At 65.1% G+C, this 17,080-nt stretch carries 14 protein-coding genes; 9 read left to right on the top strand and 5 right to left on the bottom strand.

Going from position 1 to position 17,080, the window contains the following annotated elements; genetic code table 11:
* Nucleotides 1-24 precede the first annotated feature (24 nt).
* Nucleotides 25-870 carry an N-formylglutamate amidohydrolase gene (locus BLQ85_RS21000; RefSeq protein ID WP_074579919.1) on the bottom strand — a complete coding sequence of 282 codons (846 nt, stop codon included), beginning with the start codon at nucleotides 868-870 and terminating at the stop codon, nucleotides 25-27.
* 244 nt (nucleotides 871-1,114) lie between these two features.
* Here BLQ85_RS21000 and BLQ85_RS20995 point away from each other — a divergent pair, with 244 nt between their 5' ends.
* Nucleotides 1,115-1,735 carry an outer membrane beta-barrel protein gene (locus BLQ85_RS20995; protein WP_074579918.1) on the top strand — a complete coding sequence of 207 codons (621 nt, stop codon included), beginning with the start codon at nucleotides 1,115-1,117 and terminating at the stop codon, nucleotides 1,733-1,735.
* 73 nt (nucleotides 1,736-1,808) lie between these two features.
* Here the strand turns inward: BLQ85_RS20995 and BLQ85_RS20990 are convergent, their stop codons facing one another.
* Nucleotides 1,809-2,720 carry a LysR family transcriptional regulator gene (locus BLQ85_RS20990; RefSeq protein WP_074579917.1) on the bottom strand — a complete coding sequence of 304 codons (912 nt, stop codon included), beginning with the start codon at nucleotides 2,718-2,720 and terminating at the stop codon, nucleotides 1,809-1,811.
* A gap of 128 nt (nucleotides 2,721-2,848) precedes the next feature.
* Here BLQ85_RS20990 and BLQ85_RS20985 point away from each other — a divergent pair, with 128 nt between their 5' ends.
* Nucleotides 2,849-3,313 carry a multidrug/biocide efflux PACE transporter gene (locus BLQ85_RS20985; RefSeq protein ID WP_217631837.1) on the top strand — a complete coding sequence of 155 codons (465 nt, stop codon included), beginning with the start codon at nucleotides 2,849-2,851 and terminating at the stop codon, nucleotides 3,311-3,313.
* A gap of 33 nt (nucleotides 3,314-3,346) precedes the next feature.
* On the opposite strand, the gene BLQ85_RS20980 is transcribed toward BLQ85_RS20985, so the two are convergent.
* Nucleotides 3,347-4,063, bottom strand: a complete 717-nt coding sequence (locus tag BLQ85_RS20980; protein ID WP_074579916.1) for an SIMPL domain-containing protein — start codon at nucleotides 4,061-4,063, stop codon at nucleotides 3,347-3,349.
* A 388-nt stretch (nucleotides 4,064-4,451) separates the two neighbouring features.
* Here BLQ85_RS20980 and ompR point away from each other — a divergent pair, with 388 nt between their 5' ends.
* Both ompR and BLQ85_RS20970 read left to right on the top strand, forming a co-directional pair.
* Nucleotides 4,452-5,189 carry an osmolarity response regulator transcription factor OmpR gene (ompR, locus tag BLQ85_RS20975; RefSeq protein ID WP_007866319.1) on the top strand — a complete coding sequence of 246 codons (738 nt, stop codon included), beginning with the start codon at nucleotides 4,452-4,454 and terminating at the stop codon, nucleotides 5,187-5,189.
* A 221-nt stretch (nucleotides 5,190-5,410) separates the two neighbouring features.
* Entirely contained in the window at nucleotides 5,411-6,787 is a 1,377-nt protein-coding gene (locus BLQ85_RS20970) for a sensor histidine kinase (RefSeq protein WP_074579915.1), read from the top strand.
* Nucleotides 6,788-6,798: 11 nt separating this feature from the next.
* On the opposite strand, the gene ispF is transcribed toward BLQ85_RS20970, so the two are convergent.
* Together ispF and ispD are read right to left on the bottom strand one after the other, a co-directional pair.
* Entirely contained in the window at nucleotides 6,799-7,284 is a 486-nt protein-coding gene (gene ispF, locus BLQ85_RS20965; protein ID WP_175456166.1) for a 2-C-methyl-D-erythritol 2,4-cyclodiphosphate synthase, read from the bottom strand.
* A gap of 56 nt (nucleotides 7,285-7,340) precedes the next feature.
* Entirely contained in the window at nucleotides 7,341-8,072 is a 732-nt protein-coding gene (gene ispD, locus BLQ85_RS20960) for a 2-C-methyl-D-erythritol 4-phosphate cytidylyltransferase (RefSeq protein ID WP_074579914.1), read from the bottom strand.
* A gap of 147 nt (nucleotides 8,073-8,219) precedes the next feature.
* Here ispD and mfd point away from each other — a divergent pair, with 147 nt between their 5' ends.
* The 5 genes from mfd to BLQ85_RS20935 all read left to right on the top strand — a co-directional run bounded on the left by mfd (nucleotide 8,220) and on the right by BLQ85_RS20935 (nucleotide 17,079).
* Nucleotides 8,220-11,708 carry a transcription-repair coupling factor gene (mfd, locus tag BLQ85_RS20955; protein ID WP_074579913.1) on the top strand — a complete coding sequence of 1,163 codons (3,489 nt, stop codon included), beginning with the start codon at nucleotides 8,220-8,222 and terminating at the stop codon, nucleotides 11,706-11,708.
* Complete coding sequence (gene serB, locus BLQ85_RS20950; RefSeq protein ID WP_074579912.1) at nucleotides 11,705-12,415, top strand: phosphoserine phosphatase SerB; 711 nt, start codon at nucleotides 11,705-11,707, stop codon at nucleotides 12,413-12,415. Before mfd ends, serB begins: the two co-directional genes overlap by 4 nt.
* A 115-nt stretch (nucleotides 12,416-12,530) precedes the next feature.
* Nucleotides 12,531-14,390, top strand: a complete 1,860-nt coding sequence (locus tag BLQ85_RS20945; RefSeq protein WP_074579911.1) for an ABC transporter ATP-binding protein — start codon at nucleotides 12,531-12,533, stop codon at nucleotides 14,388-14,390.
* 130 nt (nucleotides 14,391-14,520) lie between these two features.
* A complete protein-coding gene (locus tag BLQ85_RS20940; RefSeq protein WP_074579910.1) occupies nucleotides 14,521-15,939 on the top strand; it encodes a TolC family outer membrane protein in 1,419 nt (472 codons plus the stop codon).
* Between the two features lie 18 nt (nucleotides 15,940-15,957).
* Nucleotides 15,958-17,079, top strand: a complete 1,122-nt coding sequence (locus BLQ85_RS20935; RefSeq protein WP_074579909.1) for a 2OG-Fe(II) oxygenase — start codon at nucleotides 15,958-15,960, stop codon at nucleotides 17,077-17,079.
* The last annotated feature ends 1 nt before the right edge of the window (nucleotide 17,080 follow it).

The raw sequence follows: 17,080 nt of genomic DNA, 5'->3' as shown, positions 1-17,080 counted from the left end.
AATGCGGACGGCGGCCCGCGGGCTTCACATTGCGCGAGGGTCGGTTTTGAGCAGCCGTTCGACCAGCGAACGCAAACTGGCCTTGAGCGATTCAGCGCCGGGTGTCAGCGCGAAGCTGCTTTCGTCCATGTACAGCTTGCGGTTGATTTCGAGCTGGATGCTGTGCCGGTATTCGGCGGGCCGGCTGTAGCGGCGAACCAGTTCCACGCCCTTGTAGGGGTGGTTGTAGGCCACGCTGTAACCGCGCGCCTTCAAGTGTTCGCACACCATCCTGGACAAAGCCTTGCTGGCCGTCGTGCCTTCGCGGTCGCCCACCACGAAGTCGGCATGCGCCTCGCCCGGAAAATCCGTGGCGCTGCTGGAGGCCACCGCCGGCATGGAATGGCAGTTGATGTGGATGCTGTAGCCATGCGCCTTGTGGGCGGCGTCAATCGCGCGCGCCACGGCCGCGTGGTAGGGCTTCCAGCATTGCTCTATGCGGGCCTGGATTTCCGCCACACCCAGCTTGCGGTCGTACAGCGGTACGCCTTCGTCCGTGGTACGCCAGATCAGGCCCTTGCCCAGACGCACCTTGGACAGGATCTTGGGATCGGTCTCCACCGGCCCGGGCCAGGGCCCGTCCAGCAGGCCCACGTCCATTTCCGTGGTGTTGCGGTTGGCGTCGAGGTAGCTGCGCGGAAAGTGCGCCTCAACCCAATGCACGCCCAGCGCGGGGGCAAAGTCGTAGAGTTTTTCGACATGGGTGTCTTCGGCACTGCGCAGCACGGCGAGTTCGCAGGCGTGCCGGAAATCCGCCGGGTAGACCGTTCCGCTGTGGGGCGAATCCAGGACCAGCGCTGTGCTTCCGGGCAGGTAAGTAATGAGCGGCATGCCCTGACTTTAGCACCGCAAAAATCGGCTCAGAAGCCCTGCGCGGCACCGCGCCGGCGCAGCCCGCTGTGCGCAAACTCTGCGGGAAAACTTCCGCTTGTCCTACAGGGATTTAACTTTTGCACCCACAAAAGTACACCCAGGTTCCCCTTAAATTTCACGACGGAAATCAACAACATGCGGCCGTTTTGCCACAAGCGTAACGCCGCCCATTCATCCCCTGAAATCCGTTGAAGGAAGCACCATGCCATCATTGACCCGTACCTTTTCAGCCACCCTGCTGGCCGCGGCCGCGCTGGCAGCCGCCACCGGCGCGCAAGCCCAGAGCAGCTCCAGCACCGGCATGTCGAGCAGCAGCAACTACTCTTTTTATGCACCGGGCTCGCGCTACTTCGGCCTGAACGTGGGCCAGTCGGACTTCTCGCTGCCCAGCGGCGCCGGCGCTTTCCCGTCTGACAACAAGGACACCTCGTACAACCTCTACGGCGGCAGCTACTTCAACAACAACTTCGGCCTGGAACTGGGTTACACCGATTTCGGCAAGGCCAACCGCGGCGGTGGGCAGACAGAAGCGCAAGGCATCAGCCTGAGCCTGGTCGGGCGCCTGCCGCTGAGCAACTCCTTCAACCTGCTGGGCAAGCTGGGAACGACCTACGGGCACACCCGCGTGTCCGCCTCGCCGGCTTCAGGCCTGGCCTCCGGCAGTGAGAGCAACTGGGGCGTGTCTTACGGCATAGGCGCCGAATGGGCGTTTACCCCGGCCCTGTCGGCCGTGCTGGCATGGGACGAGCATGACCTGAAGTTCGTGGGCACCGGCAAGGAGCGCGTCAGCACCACCAGCCTGGGCCTGCGCTACCGCTTCTGACCGACCCCGTCGCAGGCGCGCCTGCTGCGCCCGTCGCCACCCGCCCGCATGCCCGCCAGGGCTGCGGGCTTTTTCACATCTCACCCGGAATCCCGGCCGGATTTCCAGCTCCGGCAGGCGCCAGCATTTCCTGCAGCAACCAGGTGCCGGCACGGCCCAGGGAACGCTGGCGCGACCACACGGCATCGACCGGCACGCGCCGCGGCCAGCCGCGCGCGTCGAGTTCGCTGAGCTTGCCGGTGGCAAAACGCGTCACCATCCAGCGTGGAATCGCCGCCCAGCCAAAACCCAGCACTGCCATTTCCATCAGCATGAGGTAGCTGGGTGCCGACCAGGCGCGGCGCGACTGGGGCAGGCCCTGGGCGCCCTGCTCTCCCTCTATATAAGTATCCAGCCGCAATTCCCTGAAGCCGGCCAACAACTCGGGCGTGATGTCTTTCATGCCGGCCAGCGGGTGGGCCGTGGCCACGAACAGCGTGATTTCAGACTGCTCGGCAATGGTGGCCGAGCCTACGTCAGGCGGATAGGCGTTTTGCGCCGCCACCACGCCTATGTGCGCCCGTCCGGTCTGCACCAGCGAGACCAGGTCGCCGTGCTCAGCAATCAGGCATTCGAATTCAAGGTCCGGGAAGCGCTGCTCAAACGCCAGCAGCATTTCCTCAAACCGGTCGGATTGGTAGGTGTCGGACCAGACCACGCTGAGTTTGGGCTCCATGCCGCCGCCCAACTGGCTGGCGGCGCGGTCCAGCCGGTCGCTGGCCGCCAGGATTTCCTGCACCTTGCCCAGCATGACCTTGCCGTGCTCCGTCAGGGCCGGCTTGCGGCTGCTGCGGTCAAACAGCGTGATGCCCAGGTCGATTTCCAGGTTGGCGATGGCGCTGCTGACGGTCGACTGGCTTTTGCCCAGCTTGCGTGCCGCGGCCGAAAACGAGCCCAGGGTGGCGGCCTCGGCAAAAGCAGTCAAGGCTTCCGGGGAGTGGCGCATACGGCGGTCTTTTATCTGTTTTTACGATAGTTATTGATTTTAATGTATTTGAAATAGCGATGAAAATACCCTCATGACCACCCAGCATCTCTGCTGAGGGGGCCCGAATCAGCCAGAAAGTGAAGTGCATCGTGAGTCTGCAGAAATCCCTCAAAGAACGTTTTTTCCACGCCCTCGGCTTTGAAGTTCTGGCCATCGCCATCTGCGCGCCCCTGGGCGCCTGGCTGCTCGGCTATTCGCTGGCGCACATGGGCCTGCTGACGCTGATGGTCTCGCTGATGGCCATGAGCTGGAATATGCTGTTCAACGCCCTGTTCGACCGGGCGCAGCGCCGCATGGGCTTTGAGCGCACCCTGGTGGCGCGTGCCGTGCATGCTGTGCTGTTTGAAATCGGCCTGATCATCGCGGTGGTACCGCTGGCCGCCTGGTGGCTGGACATAGGCCTGTGGGAAGCCTTTGTGCTGGACATCGCGATCGTGCTGTTTTTCCTGCCCTATACCTTCGGCTTTAACTGGGCTTACGACCACCTGCGCGCCAAGCTTGTCGCCCGCCATCACCGCCGCAAGCAGCAAGCCTGCGCCTCGGCGGCCTGAGCGGTCCGGGGCGGCCTTAGCCGCCCCGCTTCATCATTTCATCTGCACCGAACCCGACACATTGACCAGCACCGTGCTTTTGCCGGCTTCCACCGGAACGCCGGCATCGGCCATTTCAGCCTTGGCCGACATCGCCATCATGCGAGGGCGCGGCGGGCTGCCCTGGTCATTGGCGTTGATGGAAACCTCGCGCAGGCTGTAGCTGGAAAACCCGAAGCCGCGCGCGATTTCGCCGGCCTTGGCCTTGAAGCGCTCTATCGCCTGAGCCTGGGCCTCGCCCTCGACTTTCGCGCGCTGCTCGCGGCTCAGGGCAAAACTCACGTTGCTCATGGTAAGAGTCTGGATCTTGCCCGCCGTGCCGGTGATGCGTGGAAAGTCCTTGCCTTCCAGCACCAGCTCGGTCGAACCCTGCCAGCCGTTGATCTTGCCGTCCTTGCCGTAGCGCGGGTAGAGGCTGAAATTGCCGGTGCGCACATCCATCTGGCCCGGGGCGGCGGCCTGCTTGGCCTGCGTGAGCGCGCTGTCCAGGGCCTGCTTGAGCTGGGCCTGCACGACGCCGGCGTCGCTGCCGTCGCGGGTGGTACTCAGGGAAATCGACAGCAGGTCCTGCTGCACCTCGACCGAACCGCTGGCCGACAGCTGGGCCACGTTCTGCAGTGTTTCATGCTGCGGGGTCTGGGCCATGGCGCTGGAGGCCAGCGCGGCGCCGGCAAACAGGGCGCATGCGGCAATCAGGGTGGGAGTTCGCATCAAAAAAACCTTTCGGGGGTGTTCCCGGCGCTGGGCCGAAAAAAGAGAAAAGAAGCCATAAACAGTCCTCAGGGTTGCCGCGCTTTTTGTGGCTTTTGCAAGTCACTCGGGCCCCCAAGGTGACGGCGGCCGATGCCCGTTTCCGGCCGGGCCGCTTTTTGTTTACGGCGGGTAACGCACTGCAGCAACAGGTGCGCAGAAGCGGCCGCCCATTTTTGCATGTGATTTTGACGATCCCTGTAGGAGCATTGCGACAACAAGGCCTGCGGCCGGGCTCACAGTTGCACATCGCCGCAACTTTTGTAACAGTGTGTCAAACCGACTGAAAAACGAGACATCTCGTGTTTTCAGCCTTCAAAATGGCTCTGTTACAAATTACCAGACGACTATGACCCAAGCTCAACCTAACGCCCGTGCCGACAAAATCCTGATTCTTGACGACGATGCCCGCATCCGCGACCTGTTGCGCCGCTACCTCGCCCAGGAGGGTTTCGAAGTCATCCTGGCCGAAGACAGCAAGGCCCTGAACCGCATCATGCTGCGGGACGCCGTCGACCTGATCGTCCTGGACCTGATGATGCCCGGCGAAGACGGCCTGTCCATCTGCCGCCGGCTGCGCGCGGCCAACGACCGCACTCCCATCATCATGCTGACCGCCAAGGGCGAGGACGTGGACCGCATCGTCGGCCTGGAAGTCGGCGCGGATGACTACCTTGCCAAGCCCTTCAATCCCCGTGAGCTGCTGGCCCGCATCCACGCCGTGCTGCGCCGCCGCCCCACCGCCGAAGTGCCCGGCGCGCCGTCCAGCGACCAGGAGGTCATCACCTTTGGCCCCTTCTCTTTCGACATGGGCCTGCGGACCCTGCACAAGAACGGCGAGGAACTGCCCCTGACCACCGGCGAGTTCGCCATGCTCAAGACCCTGGTGCGACATCCGCGCCAGCCGCTGTCGCGCGAAAAGCTGGCGCAGCTGGCCCGCGGCCGCGAGTTCGAGCCCTTCGACCGCAGCCTGGACGTGCAGGTCTCGCGCCTGCGCAAGCTGATCGAAGTCGATGCGGCGGTGCCCCGCTACATCCAGACGGTCTGGGGCATAGGCTACGTGTTCGTGCCGGACGGCACTAACTAGCCCCCACGCTTTTCACTGCGCCTTCGGCTTCGTGTAATGCGCTGCCCCCCGAGGGGGCCGCCCGCCTGCGGTCTGGCAAAGCCAGTCCCGCGGCTCATGCTGGTTTGGAGAATTCACTGACGCGCGCCTGCAACAGGCGGCTACAGCTTGTCTGCCGTGGTGCGCGCGTATCGTGCTAACGTCCATTTCCAGCTCGCCCACCCGGCACGTACCCACTTTTTATGGACGCCACCAACCCGGTCCCCCTTGAAACCGCACCGGCACCGCTGGAAATGCGCCCGCGGCGCGGCTTCAGCCTGTTCTGGCGGACATTTTTCTTTTTATCCCTGCTGCTGTTCGGCTCCATCGTGGCCTGGCTGCAGACCTTCCGGGCGCTTGAGTCCGAGCCGCGCGCCATCCAGAGCGCGCAGCAGTTGGCTTCCCTCGTCAACCTGAGCCGGGCCGCGCTGCGCTATTCCGACGCCATCGCCCGCGTCTCGCTGATCAAGACCCTGGCCGACGAGGAACGCGTGCGCATCACGCCGCGCGAACCCAAGGACAAGTTCGAGCTGTTCGAGAGCGACGAGCTCGGCGAGCGCACCGCTGAAGAGCTCAGGGCCCGGCTGGGCAACGGCACCGTCGTGGCCAGCAGCGTCAACGGCCAGAAGGGCCTGTGGGTGGGCTTTGCCATCGACGGCGATTCCTACTGGCTGCTCACCGACCCGTCCAAGATAGGCCCGTCGCGCAACAGCACCTGGGTCATCTGGCTGATCACGGCGGCCGTGCTGTCGCTGGCGGGGGCGGCCTTTATCGCCCGGTTGATCAACCGACCGCTCAAGCAGCTGTCCTTCGCGGCCAGCCGCATGCGCGACGGCGATTTCGACGCCAGCCTGCTTGACGAGAAGGTCGCCACCAGCGAGATCCGCGAAGTCAACATCGGCTTTAACCGCATGGCCGAGCAGCTCTCCAAGATCGAACAGGACCGGGTCATCATGCTGGCCGGCATTTCGCACGACCTGCGCACGCCGCTGGCACGCCTGCGCCTGGAAACCGAGATGAGTGTCACCGACGCCGACGCGCGCGAGCACATGGCGGCCGACATCACCCAGCTGGACGCCATCATCGACAAATTCCTCGATTACGCCCGGCCCGAGCCGCCGCGGCTGGAACGCGTGTCGCTCAATGCGGTGGTCGATGCCGCGGTTTATGCGGTGGCCGACTACGAGGACATGCGCGTGACCGTCGCCATTCCCGACGACATGGCGGTGCTGGCCGATGAGGTCGAGCTGTCCCGCGTGATCGCCAACCTCTTGGAAAACGCCAGGCGCTACGGCAAAACGCCGGAGACCGGCATTGCCCTGGTCGACATCGCCGCCAAGGCCCGCGACCAGTGGGTGCTGATCAAGGTACGCGACCACGGCATGGGCGTGGCGCCCGAAACCCTGTCAAAACTCACGCGGCCGTTTTTCCGCGGCGACGCCGCCCGCACCGCCGCCACCGGCGCCGGCCTGGGCCTGGCAATCGTGGAAAAAACCATTCACCGCATGGGCGGCGTGTTCGGCCTGGCCAACACCGGTTCGGGCGGCCTGGCCGCGCACATCAAGCTGCGCCGGAGCTAGGCCCCGCCGGTTCAGCCCTGCAGCAGCACCACGGCGCGAGCTTCCATGCTCAGGCCCTGACCGACCGGTCCCAGCTTCTCGGCCGTTTTGGCCTTCACATTGACCTGTCCGGCGTCCAGCCCCAGGGCAGCAGCGATGTTGCCGCGCATCGCGGCAATATGCGGGGCGAGTTTGGGCGCCTGCGCGACCACGGTGCTGTCGATATTGACGACCTTCCAGCCGCGCTCGGCCAGCAGCCGCCCCACCTCCGTGAGCAGCACCGACGAATCCGCGCCCTTGAAGCGCGCATCGGTGTCCGGAAAATGCGAGCCGATGTCGCCCAGCCCCGCCGCGCCCAGCAGCGCATCGGTGATCGCGTGCAGCAGCACATCGGCATCCGAATGGCCGAGCAGGCCCACGGTGTGGGGAATGTCGACCCCGCCTATGATGAGCTTGCGCCCGGGCACCAGGGCATGCGTGTCCCAGCCTTCACCGATTCGAAAGTTCATGGCGGTCATCGTGGGGCCTTACAAGAATGATGTGGGTTGAATGGGGTTGATGGGGCAGCCATGCGCTATTTTCTGCGCCGCTCAAGGATGGCTTCAGCCAGCGCAAAATCTTCCGGATAGGTGACCTTGAAGTTCTGCGCGCTGCCGCTCACCAGCCGGGGCGAAAGGCCCACCGCCTCCATGGCACTGGATTCATCGGTGACGGCATCCCCGGCCTGCCGCAAGGCGTCGATCAAGGCCCCGATGCGAAACATCTGCGGCGTTTGCGCCAGCCATTTGTCGCTGCGGTCCAGGGTGGAGGCCACGCGGCCGTCACGTTCGGTTTTCAGCGTATCGGGCAGCTTTTGCGCCAGCAGGCCGCCAACGGCATCGTTGCGGCATTCCCTGATCAGGGCCTTGATCTGTTCGGGCGTGACCAGGCAGCGCGCCGCATCGTGCACCAGCACCCAGTCGCCCAGGGCCGCGCCGCCGGGCTGCTCCACCATGGCTTTGAGGCCGTTGAGCACCGTCGCCGCGCGCGTGGCGCCCCCGCCCACCAGCAGGACTTCATTGCCCTGGTTGAAGTCCGGGAACACCTCGAGAAAGTCATCGTCAGACGGCGAAACCACCACCCAGACGGCTGCAAAAGTATCCGGCAGCGCCCGGAAAGCCTCCACGGTATGCCTCACCATGGGCAGCCCGTCAATCAGCTGGTATTGCTTGGCTTTGGCCGTTCCGGCCCGGCTTCCTTGTCCTGCGCAAGGGATCAGCACAAAAAAACGGGGTTCAGGACGGGTATTGGCAGGGCTTGTCGTCATAACTTCATCATAGATTCTAAAATCACATATTGAATACACAGGGCACCCCACTCCGCATAGTTTGGGGTGCCTGGCTTTTGCCGAATCATTTCTTTCATTTCCGATTGACAGAACCCACCTGGCCAGCCCTCACCGTCGTACCGATTCATGCAGCTACCCCCACTCGCCTCCGGCAAACGCTACACACTGCCCCAGCCCGCCGGTTCCGCCGATGCCCTGCTGCTGGCACGCCTGGGCACACGCGAAAAAGCCGCCGGCAAGCTCACCGCCATCGTCACTTCGGACGCCACCACGGCCCAGCGCCTGATGGACGAGATCACCTTCTTCGCACCCGACCTGCGCTGCGCGCTGTTTCCCGACTGGGAAACCCTGCCCTACGACACCTTCTCGCCGCACCAGGACCTGATCAGCGAACGGCTGGCCACGCTGTGGCGCATCCAGCAACGCGACAAGGAAACCGGCGCCGACGTGGTCATCGTGCCCGCCACCACGGCGCTGTACCGCCTGGCGCCGCCCAGCTTCCTGGCCGGCTATACCTTTCAGTTCAAGGTCAAGCAAAAGCTTGATGAAACGCGCCTCAAAGCCCAGCTCACGCTGGCCGGCTACAGCCACGTCACGCAGGTGGTCAGCCCCGGCGAATACGCGGTGCGCGGCGGGCTGATCGATTTGTTTCCCATGGGCAGCCCCGTGCCTTACCGCGTCGACCTGTTCGACGACGAGATCGACAGCATCCGCACCTTCGACCCCGACAGCCAGCGCAGCCTCTATCCGGTACCCGAAGTGCGCTTGCTGCCAGGGCGCGAATTTCCCATGGACGACGATGCGCGCGCCAAATTCCGCAGCCGCTGGCGCGAGCTGCTGGACGGCGACCCGACCAAGAGCCGCATCTACAAGGACATGGGCAACGGCGTGGCCACCGCCGGCATCGAGTACTACCTGCCGCTCTTCTTTGAAGAAACCGCCACGGTGTTCGACTACCTGGGCAGCGACGCCACGGTAGTGCTGCACGGTGACCTCGAACCGGCCTTCCAGCGCTTCTGGCAGGACACCAAGGACCGCTACCGGCTGGTGCGCGACGCGCCCGACCGACCGGCGCTGCCGCCCGAATCGCTGTTCCTGGGCATCGAGCAGTTCTACGCGCGCGCCAACGACTACGCCCAGCTGGCGATACGCGCCACGGTGGAAGACGTGGCCGACAACGCCCAGTTCCAGAAACTCGGCGAAATGGCCGTGGTGCGCGGCGCCGAAGACCCGCTGGCCAAATTCAAGGGCCATGTGCGCAACACCGCCCACCGCGTGCTGGTGCTGGCCGAAAGCGAGGGCCGGCGCGAAAGCCTGCTGGACTTCCTGCGCGCCAGCAGCGTCAGCCCGCCGGCCTTTGACTCGCTCGAAGACTTCCAGGCCAGCGACGAAAAGCTGGGCATCGCCACCGCCGCCCTCAACACCGGCTTCAGCTGGCTGGAAGAAGGCATCGATTTCATCACCGAGACCGAGCTGTTCGCCGCCGGCGCCACCGTGCGCCGCCGCAACAAAAAGCAGGAGCAGGTCAGCGACGTCGAAGCGCTGATCAAGGACCTTTCGGAGCTCAACGTCGGCGACCCGGTGGTGCACAGCGCCCACGGCATAGGCCGCTACCGCGGCCTGATCAACATGGACCTGGGCCAGGGCACGAATGCCGACGGCACGCCGCTGCTGCAGGAGTTTTTGCACCTCGAGTACGCCGACAAGGCCACGCTGTATGTGCCCGTCAGCCAGTTGCACCTGATCAGCCGCTACACCGGCGTCAGCGCCGAAGAAGCCCCGCTGCACAAGCTGGGCAGCGGCCAGTGGGAAAAAGCCAAACGCAAGGCCGCCGAGCAGATACGCGACTCGGCCGCCGAGCTGCTCAACATCTACGCGCGCCGCGCCGCGCGCGAAGGCCATGCCTTCCGCTACTCGCCCGGCGACTACGAGACCTTCGCCAACGACTTCGGCTTCGAGGAAACCGCCGACCAGCGCGCCGCCATCCATGCCGTGATCCAGGACATGATCAGCCCGCGCCCCATGGACAGGCTGGTCTGCGGCGACGTGGGCTTCGGCAAGACCGAGGTCGCGCTGCGCGCCGCCTTTATCGCCGTCACCGGCGGCAAGCAGGTGGCCCTGCTGGCCCCCACCACCTTGCTGGCCGAGCAGCACTACCAGACGCTGGTGGACCGTTTCGCCAAATGGCCGGTCAAGATCGCCGAGATGAGCCGCTTCCGCTCCGGCAAGGAAATCAGCGCCGCCATCAAGGGCCTGGGCGACGGCACGGTCGACATCGTGGTCGGCACGCACAAGCTGCTGAGCCAGGACGTGAAGTTCGAGCGCCTGGGCCTGCTCATCATCGACGAGGAGCATCGTTTCGGCGTGCGCCACAAGGAAGCCATGAAGGCCATGCGCGCCGAAGTCGACGTGCTGACGCTGACCGCCACGCCGATTCCGCGCACGCTGGGCATGGCGCTCGAGGGCCTGCGCGACCTCAGCGTGATCGCCACCGCGCCGCAGCGCCGACTGGCCATCAAGACCTTTGTGCGCAGCGAAAACAACGGTGTGATCCGAGAGGCCGTGCTGCGCGAACTCAAGCGCGGCGGCCAGGTCTACTTCCTGCACAACGAGGTCGAGACCATCCAGAACCGGCGCGAAAAGCTCGAAGAAATCCTGCCCGAAGCCCGCATCGCCGTGGCCCACGGCCAGATGCCCGAGCGCGAGCTGGAGCGAGTGATGAAGGACTTCATCGCCCAGCGCCACAACCTGCTGCTGTGCTCCACCATCATCGAGACCGGCATCGACGTGCCGACCGCCAACACCATCGTGATGAGCCGCGCCGACCGCTTCGGCCTGGCGCAGCTGCACCAGCTGCGCGGCCGCGTGGGCCGCAGCCACCACCAGGCCTATGCCTATTTGATGGTGCCCGACATCGAGGGGCTGACCAAGCAGGCCAGCCAGCGGCTGGAAGCCATCCAGCAGATGGAGGAACTCGGCTCGGGCTTTTACCTGGCCATGCACGACCTGGAAATCCGCGGCACCGGCGAAGTGCTGGGCGAAAACCAGAGCGGCAACATGCTGGAAGTGGGTTTTCAGCTCTACAACGAGATGCTCAGCGAGGCCGTGGCCTCGCTCAAGGCCGGGCGCGAACCCGATTTGCTGTCACCGCTGAGCGTCACCACCGAAATCAACCTGCACGCACCGGCCCTGCTGCCCAACGACTACTGCGGCGACGTGCACCTGCGCCTGTCCTTCTACAAAAAGCTGGCGACGGCCAAGAACACCGACCAGATCGACGCGCTGCTCGAGGAAATCGTCGACCGCTTCGGCAAGCTGCCGGCGCAGGCGCAGACGCTGATCGACGTGCACCGCCTGCGCGTGATCGCCAGGCCTTACGGCGTGGTCAAAGTCGATGCCGCGCCCGGTGCCATCAGCATCACCTTCAAGAAAGACCCGCCCATCGATTCGATGGCCATCATGCAGCTGATCCAGAAAAACCGGCACATCCGGCTGGCCGGCAACGACAAGCTGCGCATAGAGCGCGAGCTCGAAAATCCCAAGGACCGCGCCCAGCTGGTGCGCGACGTCCTGCGTTCACTCGGACAACCCACCAAGGAAGCCACTCCCGCATGACCCCCGCAGAAATCTCCCCCGGCCTCGTTGTCAACGTCGCCACGCCCGACCTCAAGCTCAGTGCCTTCAAGCTGATCGCCTTCGACATGGACTCCACGCTGATCAACATCGAATGCGTCGATGAGATCGCCGACGCCGCCGGCCGCAAGGCCGAGGTGGCGGCCATCACCGAGGCGGCCATGCGCGGCGAGATCAGCGACTACAAGGAAAGCCTGCGCCAGCGCGTGGCCCTGCTCAAGGGTGTCAGCGTGGCCAGCATGGAGCAGGTCTACCGCGAGCGCCTCCAGCTCAACCCCGGCGCGGCGGAACTGGTGAAGGCCTGCAAGCAGGCCGGCATGAAGGTGCTGCTGGTCAGCGGCGGGTTCACTTTCTTCACCGACCGCGTGCGCGACGAGCTCGGCATCGACTACACACGCTCCAACGTGCTGGAGGTGGAGGACGGCTTTCTCACCGGCCGCATGGTGGACCAGCCCTGGGGCGACATCTGCGACGGCGCGGAAAAGAAAAAAATGCTGCTCGAGACCTGCGGCAAGCTGGGCATCAACCCGCTGCAGGCCATCGCCATGGGCGACGGTGCCAACGACCTGCCCATGATGGGCGTGGCCGGCCTCTCAGTGGCCTACCATGCCAAGCCGCGCGTGCGCGAGCAGGCCATGGTGGCCATCAATGAAGGCGGCCTGGACCGCTTGCTGGAGCTTTTCAGCTGACCTGCCCGCGTGGCCGGCATCGCGCGATGCGCATCAATCCTTCCCCAATAAATCAACCCTCCTGCAGCCATAACACCTTATAAGCAGACACCTGAAACCAAAGACACCGACATCCATGGGTTTTTTCAAACGATTCGAAAGCCAGCTTCCCGCCTACCCTGACGCCGACCCCGCCTTGCCGCCCAAGGGCTTCATGGCCTTTCTGTGGGCCTGCACCGAAGGCGCGCGCGGCTACATCCTGCTGCTGGCGCTGCTCTCGGCGGTGTTGGCGGTGTTTGAGGCCTTGCTGTTCGCGATGCTGGGCCGCATCGTCGACTGGCTGGGCGCGACGGCACCCGCCAACCTGTGGGCAGAGCACGGCACTGCGCTGGGCTGGCTTGCGCTCCTCGTGGTGGCCAGCATCGCGGCCGTGGCGCTGCAGACCACCGTGAAGCACCAGACGCTGGCCATCAACTTCCCGATGCGGCTGCGCTGGAATTTTCACCGCCTCATGCTGGGGCACAGCATGTCCTTCTACCAGGACGAGTTCGCCGGCCGGCTGACCACCAAGGTCATGCAGACCGCGCTGGCGGTGCGCGACACGCTCTTCGTGCTGGCCGACGTGCTGGTGGCCATGGGCGTCTACATCGCCACCATGACAGTGCTGGCCGCGGCCTTCGACACGAAGCTGGTGGCGCCCTTCCTGGTCTGGCTGGCGCTCTACATCGCGAGCCTCTTTTACTTCGTGCCGCGGTTGGGCCGTATCGGCAAGCAGCAGGCCGACGCCCGCTCACTGATGACGGGCCGCATCACCGACGCCTACACCAACATCACCACCGTCAAGCTGTTCTCGCACACCCGGCGCGAGGCCGGCTTCGCGCGCGACGCGATGGGCGAGTTCATGAAGACCGGCTATACCCAGATGCGCCTCGTCAGCGCGTTTGAAATCGTCAACCACACGCTCAGCATGGGCCTGATCCTGGGCATGGCCGGCACCTCGCTGTGGCTCTGGCACCTGGGCCAGGTCGGCGCGGGCGCGGTGGCCGCGGCCACCGCCATGGCACTGCGCCTGCAGGGCATGTCGCACTGGATCATGTGGGAGACCACCAGCCTCTTTGAAAGCGTGGGCACCGTGCAGGACGGCATCAACACGCTGTCGCGGCCCCACACCATCGTGGACGCGCCTGATGCAGCCGCGCTGGACGTGCCGCGCGGCGAAGTGCGCTTTGAGGCCGTGGACTTCAGCTACGGCAAAAACAAGTCCGTGATCGATAAGCTCACGCTGACCGTCAGGCCAGGCGAGAAAATCGGCCTGATAGGCCGCTCCGGCGCCGGCAAATCGACACTGGTTAACCTGTTGCTGCGGTTTTACGACCTCGATGGCGGACGCATCCTGATCGACGGCCAGGACATTGCCCACGTTACCCAGGACAGCCTGCGCGGCCACATCGGCATGGTGACGCAAGACACCTCGCTGCTGCACCGCTCGGTGCGCGACAACATCACCTACAGCCGCCCCGGCGCCAGCGACGACGACATGCGCCTGGCCGCACGGCGCGCCGAGGCTGATCACTTCATCACCGACCTGACCGATCCACACGGCCGCCACGGCTACGACGCCCATGTGGGTGAGCGCGGCGTGAAGCTCTCGGGTGGCCAGCGCCAGCGCATCGCGATCGCTCGCGTGATGCTCAAGGACGCGCCCATCCTGCTGCTGGACGAAGCCACCAGCGCGCTGGACTCCGAGGTTGAAGTTGCCATCCAGGGCAGCCTCAACACCCTGATGCAGGGCAAGACGGTGATCGCCATCGCGCACCGCCTGTCCACCATCGCCGCCATGGACCGCCTCATCGTGCTGGACCAGGGCCGTATCGTCGAGGAAGGCGACCATCGCACGCTGCTGGCCAATGGCGGCCTCTACGCGCGCCTCTGGGCCCACCAGAGCGGCGGCTTCCTGAGCGACAACCTCGAGGAAGAAACCGAACTCGCCGCCTGAGCCGCGGCACACCGGCACATTCGGCGGGGGTATTTGCCGCAATAAAAGTCCGGCTACGGACAATTGACAGCAGAAGCGCCTATCGCCTCCCGTATGGTTCAAACCTGAACACTACTGCAGGGAGGTCGAGGTGCAAGACCCCGAACCAAAGCCGGCGCATATACCGCGCTTCAAGTTTCCAACATCACAATCGCAGCGCGCGCCGAACACCGCAAGCAGCCGGCGCTGGCTGGTCGGCCTGCCGCTGCTGCTGGCGTCCTTCAGCGCGCCGGCCGCCGACCTGCTTGAGGTCTACCGCCAGGCGCAGGCACGCGACCCCGTCTACCGCGGCGCCGTCTACACCCTGCAGGCGGCGCGCGAGCGGGTTCCACAGGCGCGTGCCGCGCTGCTGCCCGCGGTCAACCTGGTGGGCGCCGCCAGCCGGCAAGCCGGGCAAGCCGCCTTCAGCGAGCTGCCTGCCGTGACGCGCGACGTGCATACCCGCAGCTGGAATTTGCAACTGAGCCAGCCCCTGTGGCGCGCCACCGCATCGGCGGCGCTGGACCAGGCCGGACAACAGGAATTGCTGGCCGAGGCGCAGTTCCGGCTGGCCGAACAGGAACTGATCCTGCGCACCGCGCAGGCCTACCTCGACATACTGGTCGCCCAGGAGGCCGAACGTGTGGCCCATCTGCAGACGGGCGCCATGGAGCAGCAGCGCGCCCTGGCCCGCCGCACCTTCGAAGGCGGCACCGGCACCGTGACCGACGTGCACGAAGCCCAGTCGCGGCTGGACCTCTCACGCGCCCAGGCGGTGGTGGCCGGCAACGAGCTGCAGAACAAACTGGCAGAGCTGACGCGTATTCTGGGCGTCTCCCATGCCCGCCTGGCGGGTTTGCGCGCGGACGGCTCCCCGCCGCGCATGGAACCGGAGGGCTTGCAGCCCTGGCTGGACAGCGCCCGCGAACAATCCATCCAGGTGCGCATCGCCCAGGCGACGCTGGAAGTGGCCGATCGCGAGATCGCCAAAAGCCAGGCGGCGCATTCGCCCACGCTGGACCTGACGGCGGCCTACGGTAACAACTTCACCTCGGGCAGTATCACCTCCCCGTCCGATATTTCCGTGCGCTCGCGCTCCACCCAGGTCGGCATGAGCCTGACCATCCCGCTCTATGCCGGCGGCGGCGTGCAGGCACGCGTACGCGAGGCCGTGGCATTGAAGGGCAAGGCCGGGGAAGACCTGGAAGCGGCGCGCCGGCAAGCAGTGGCCCAGGCGCGCCAGGCCTTTGCGGGCGTCGTCAACGGGGCGGCGCAAACCCAGGCGCTGGCCTCGGCCATCACCTCCAGCAAAAGTTCGCTGGACGCCAACAAGGTGGGCTACCTCGTCGGCACGCGCATCAACATGGACGTGCTCAACGCCGAGCAGCAGCTGTTCGCAGCCCAGCGCGACTGGCACAAGGCGCGCGCCGAAACCCTGCTCCAGGGCCTGCGCCTGAAGGCCGCGAACGCCACGCTGGGCGAGGCGGACCTGAGCGCCATCAACGCGCTGCTGGAAACAGGAAATCCCTAGCAGTCTCCCCATCAACACATGGGCAAATACTTCAATCTTCTTGCGGGCGATCCGGCGCCCTGGTTCCGGCAAAGATCCTTCGCGAATCCGCGCTACGCGATACATGCCGCGGCCGGGCGGTATATCGCGCTGTGCTTTTTCGCCAGCGCCGCCGAGCCCCTGGGCCAGGCAGCCATAGCAATGGCTCTGCAACGGCAGGACATCTTCAACGACGCGCACTGCTCTTTTTTCGGCGTCAGCCTGGACCCCGGCGATGAAAGCGAAAAACGTGTCGCCGACCGCTATCCCGGCTACCGCTTCCTCTGGGACTTTGACGCGCAGGTGAGCGAGCTTTACGGCGTGGTGCCGCACGATGCCGACATGGCGCAAAAGCGAGCCGGCATCCGCCGCCTGTGTTTTGTCCTGGACCCGACCCTCAGGGTCTTGAAGGTGCTGCCCCTCACGGATGCCGGCGATATGCAGGCGCTGCTGTCCTGCCTGGCCGACCTGCCGCCGCCCTCGCGCTTCGCGGGCATGGAATTGCAGGCCCCCATCCTCATGCTGCCGAACGTCTTCCCGCCGGCCTTCTGCCGGGAGCTTATCGCCCTTTACGAAACCCATGGGGGCAAGGAGTCGGGCTTCATGCGCGAGGAGAACGGCAAAACCGTCCTGGCCCACGACCACGGGCACAAGCGGCGTGAAGACTATGACATCACCGACCTCGCCGCCGTGAAGGCGGCGCGCGCCTGGATACAGCGCCGCATCGTTCCCGAGATCGCCAAGGTGCACCAGTTCAAGGCCACCCGCATGGAGCGCTACATCATCGGCTGCTACCGCGCCGACCAGGAGGCGCACTTCAACGCCCACCGCGACAACACCACGCGCGGGACGGCCCACAGGCGCTTTGCCGTGTCCATCAACCTCAACGATGATTTCGAGGGCGGCGAGGTCAGCTTCCCGGAATACGGCCCCAAATCCTTCAAACCCCCGACCGGCGGCGCCCTGGTGTTCTCCTGCTCGCTGCTGCATGCGGTGTCCACGGTGACGCGCGGGCGGCGTTATGCCTTCCTGCCCTTTCTCTACGACGACGAGGCCGCCAAGGTGCGCGAGGCCAACAATGCCTTCCTCGAAAAAGGCCTTTCGGCGACCTACAAGGCCTAGC

The sequence above is a fragment of the Polaromonas sp. JS666 genome (assembly GCF_900103405.1).
In the GTDB taxonomy this organism is placed as follows: domain Bacteria; phylum Pseudomonadota; class Gammaproteobacteria; order Burkholderiales; family Burkholderiaceae_C; genus Polaromonas.
The sequence above is the reverse complement of the archived record's forward strand: the minus strand, read 5'-3'. Positions and strand labels throughout refer to the sequence as shown.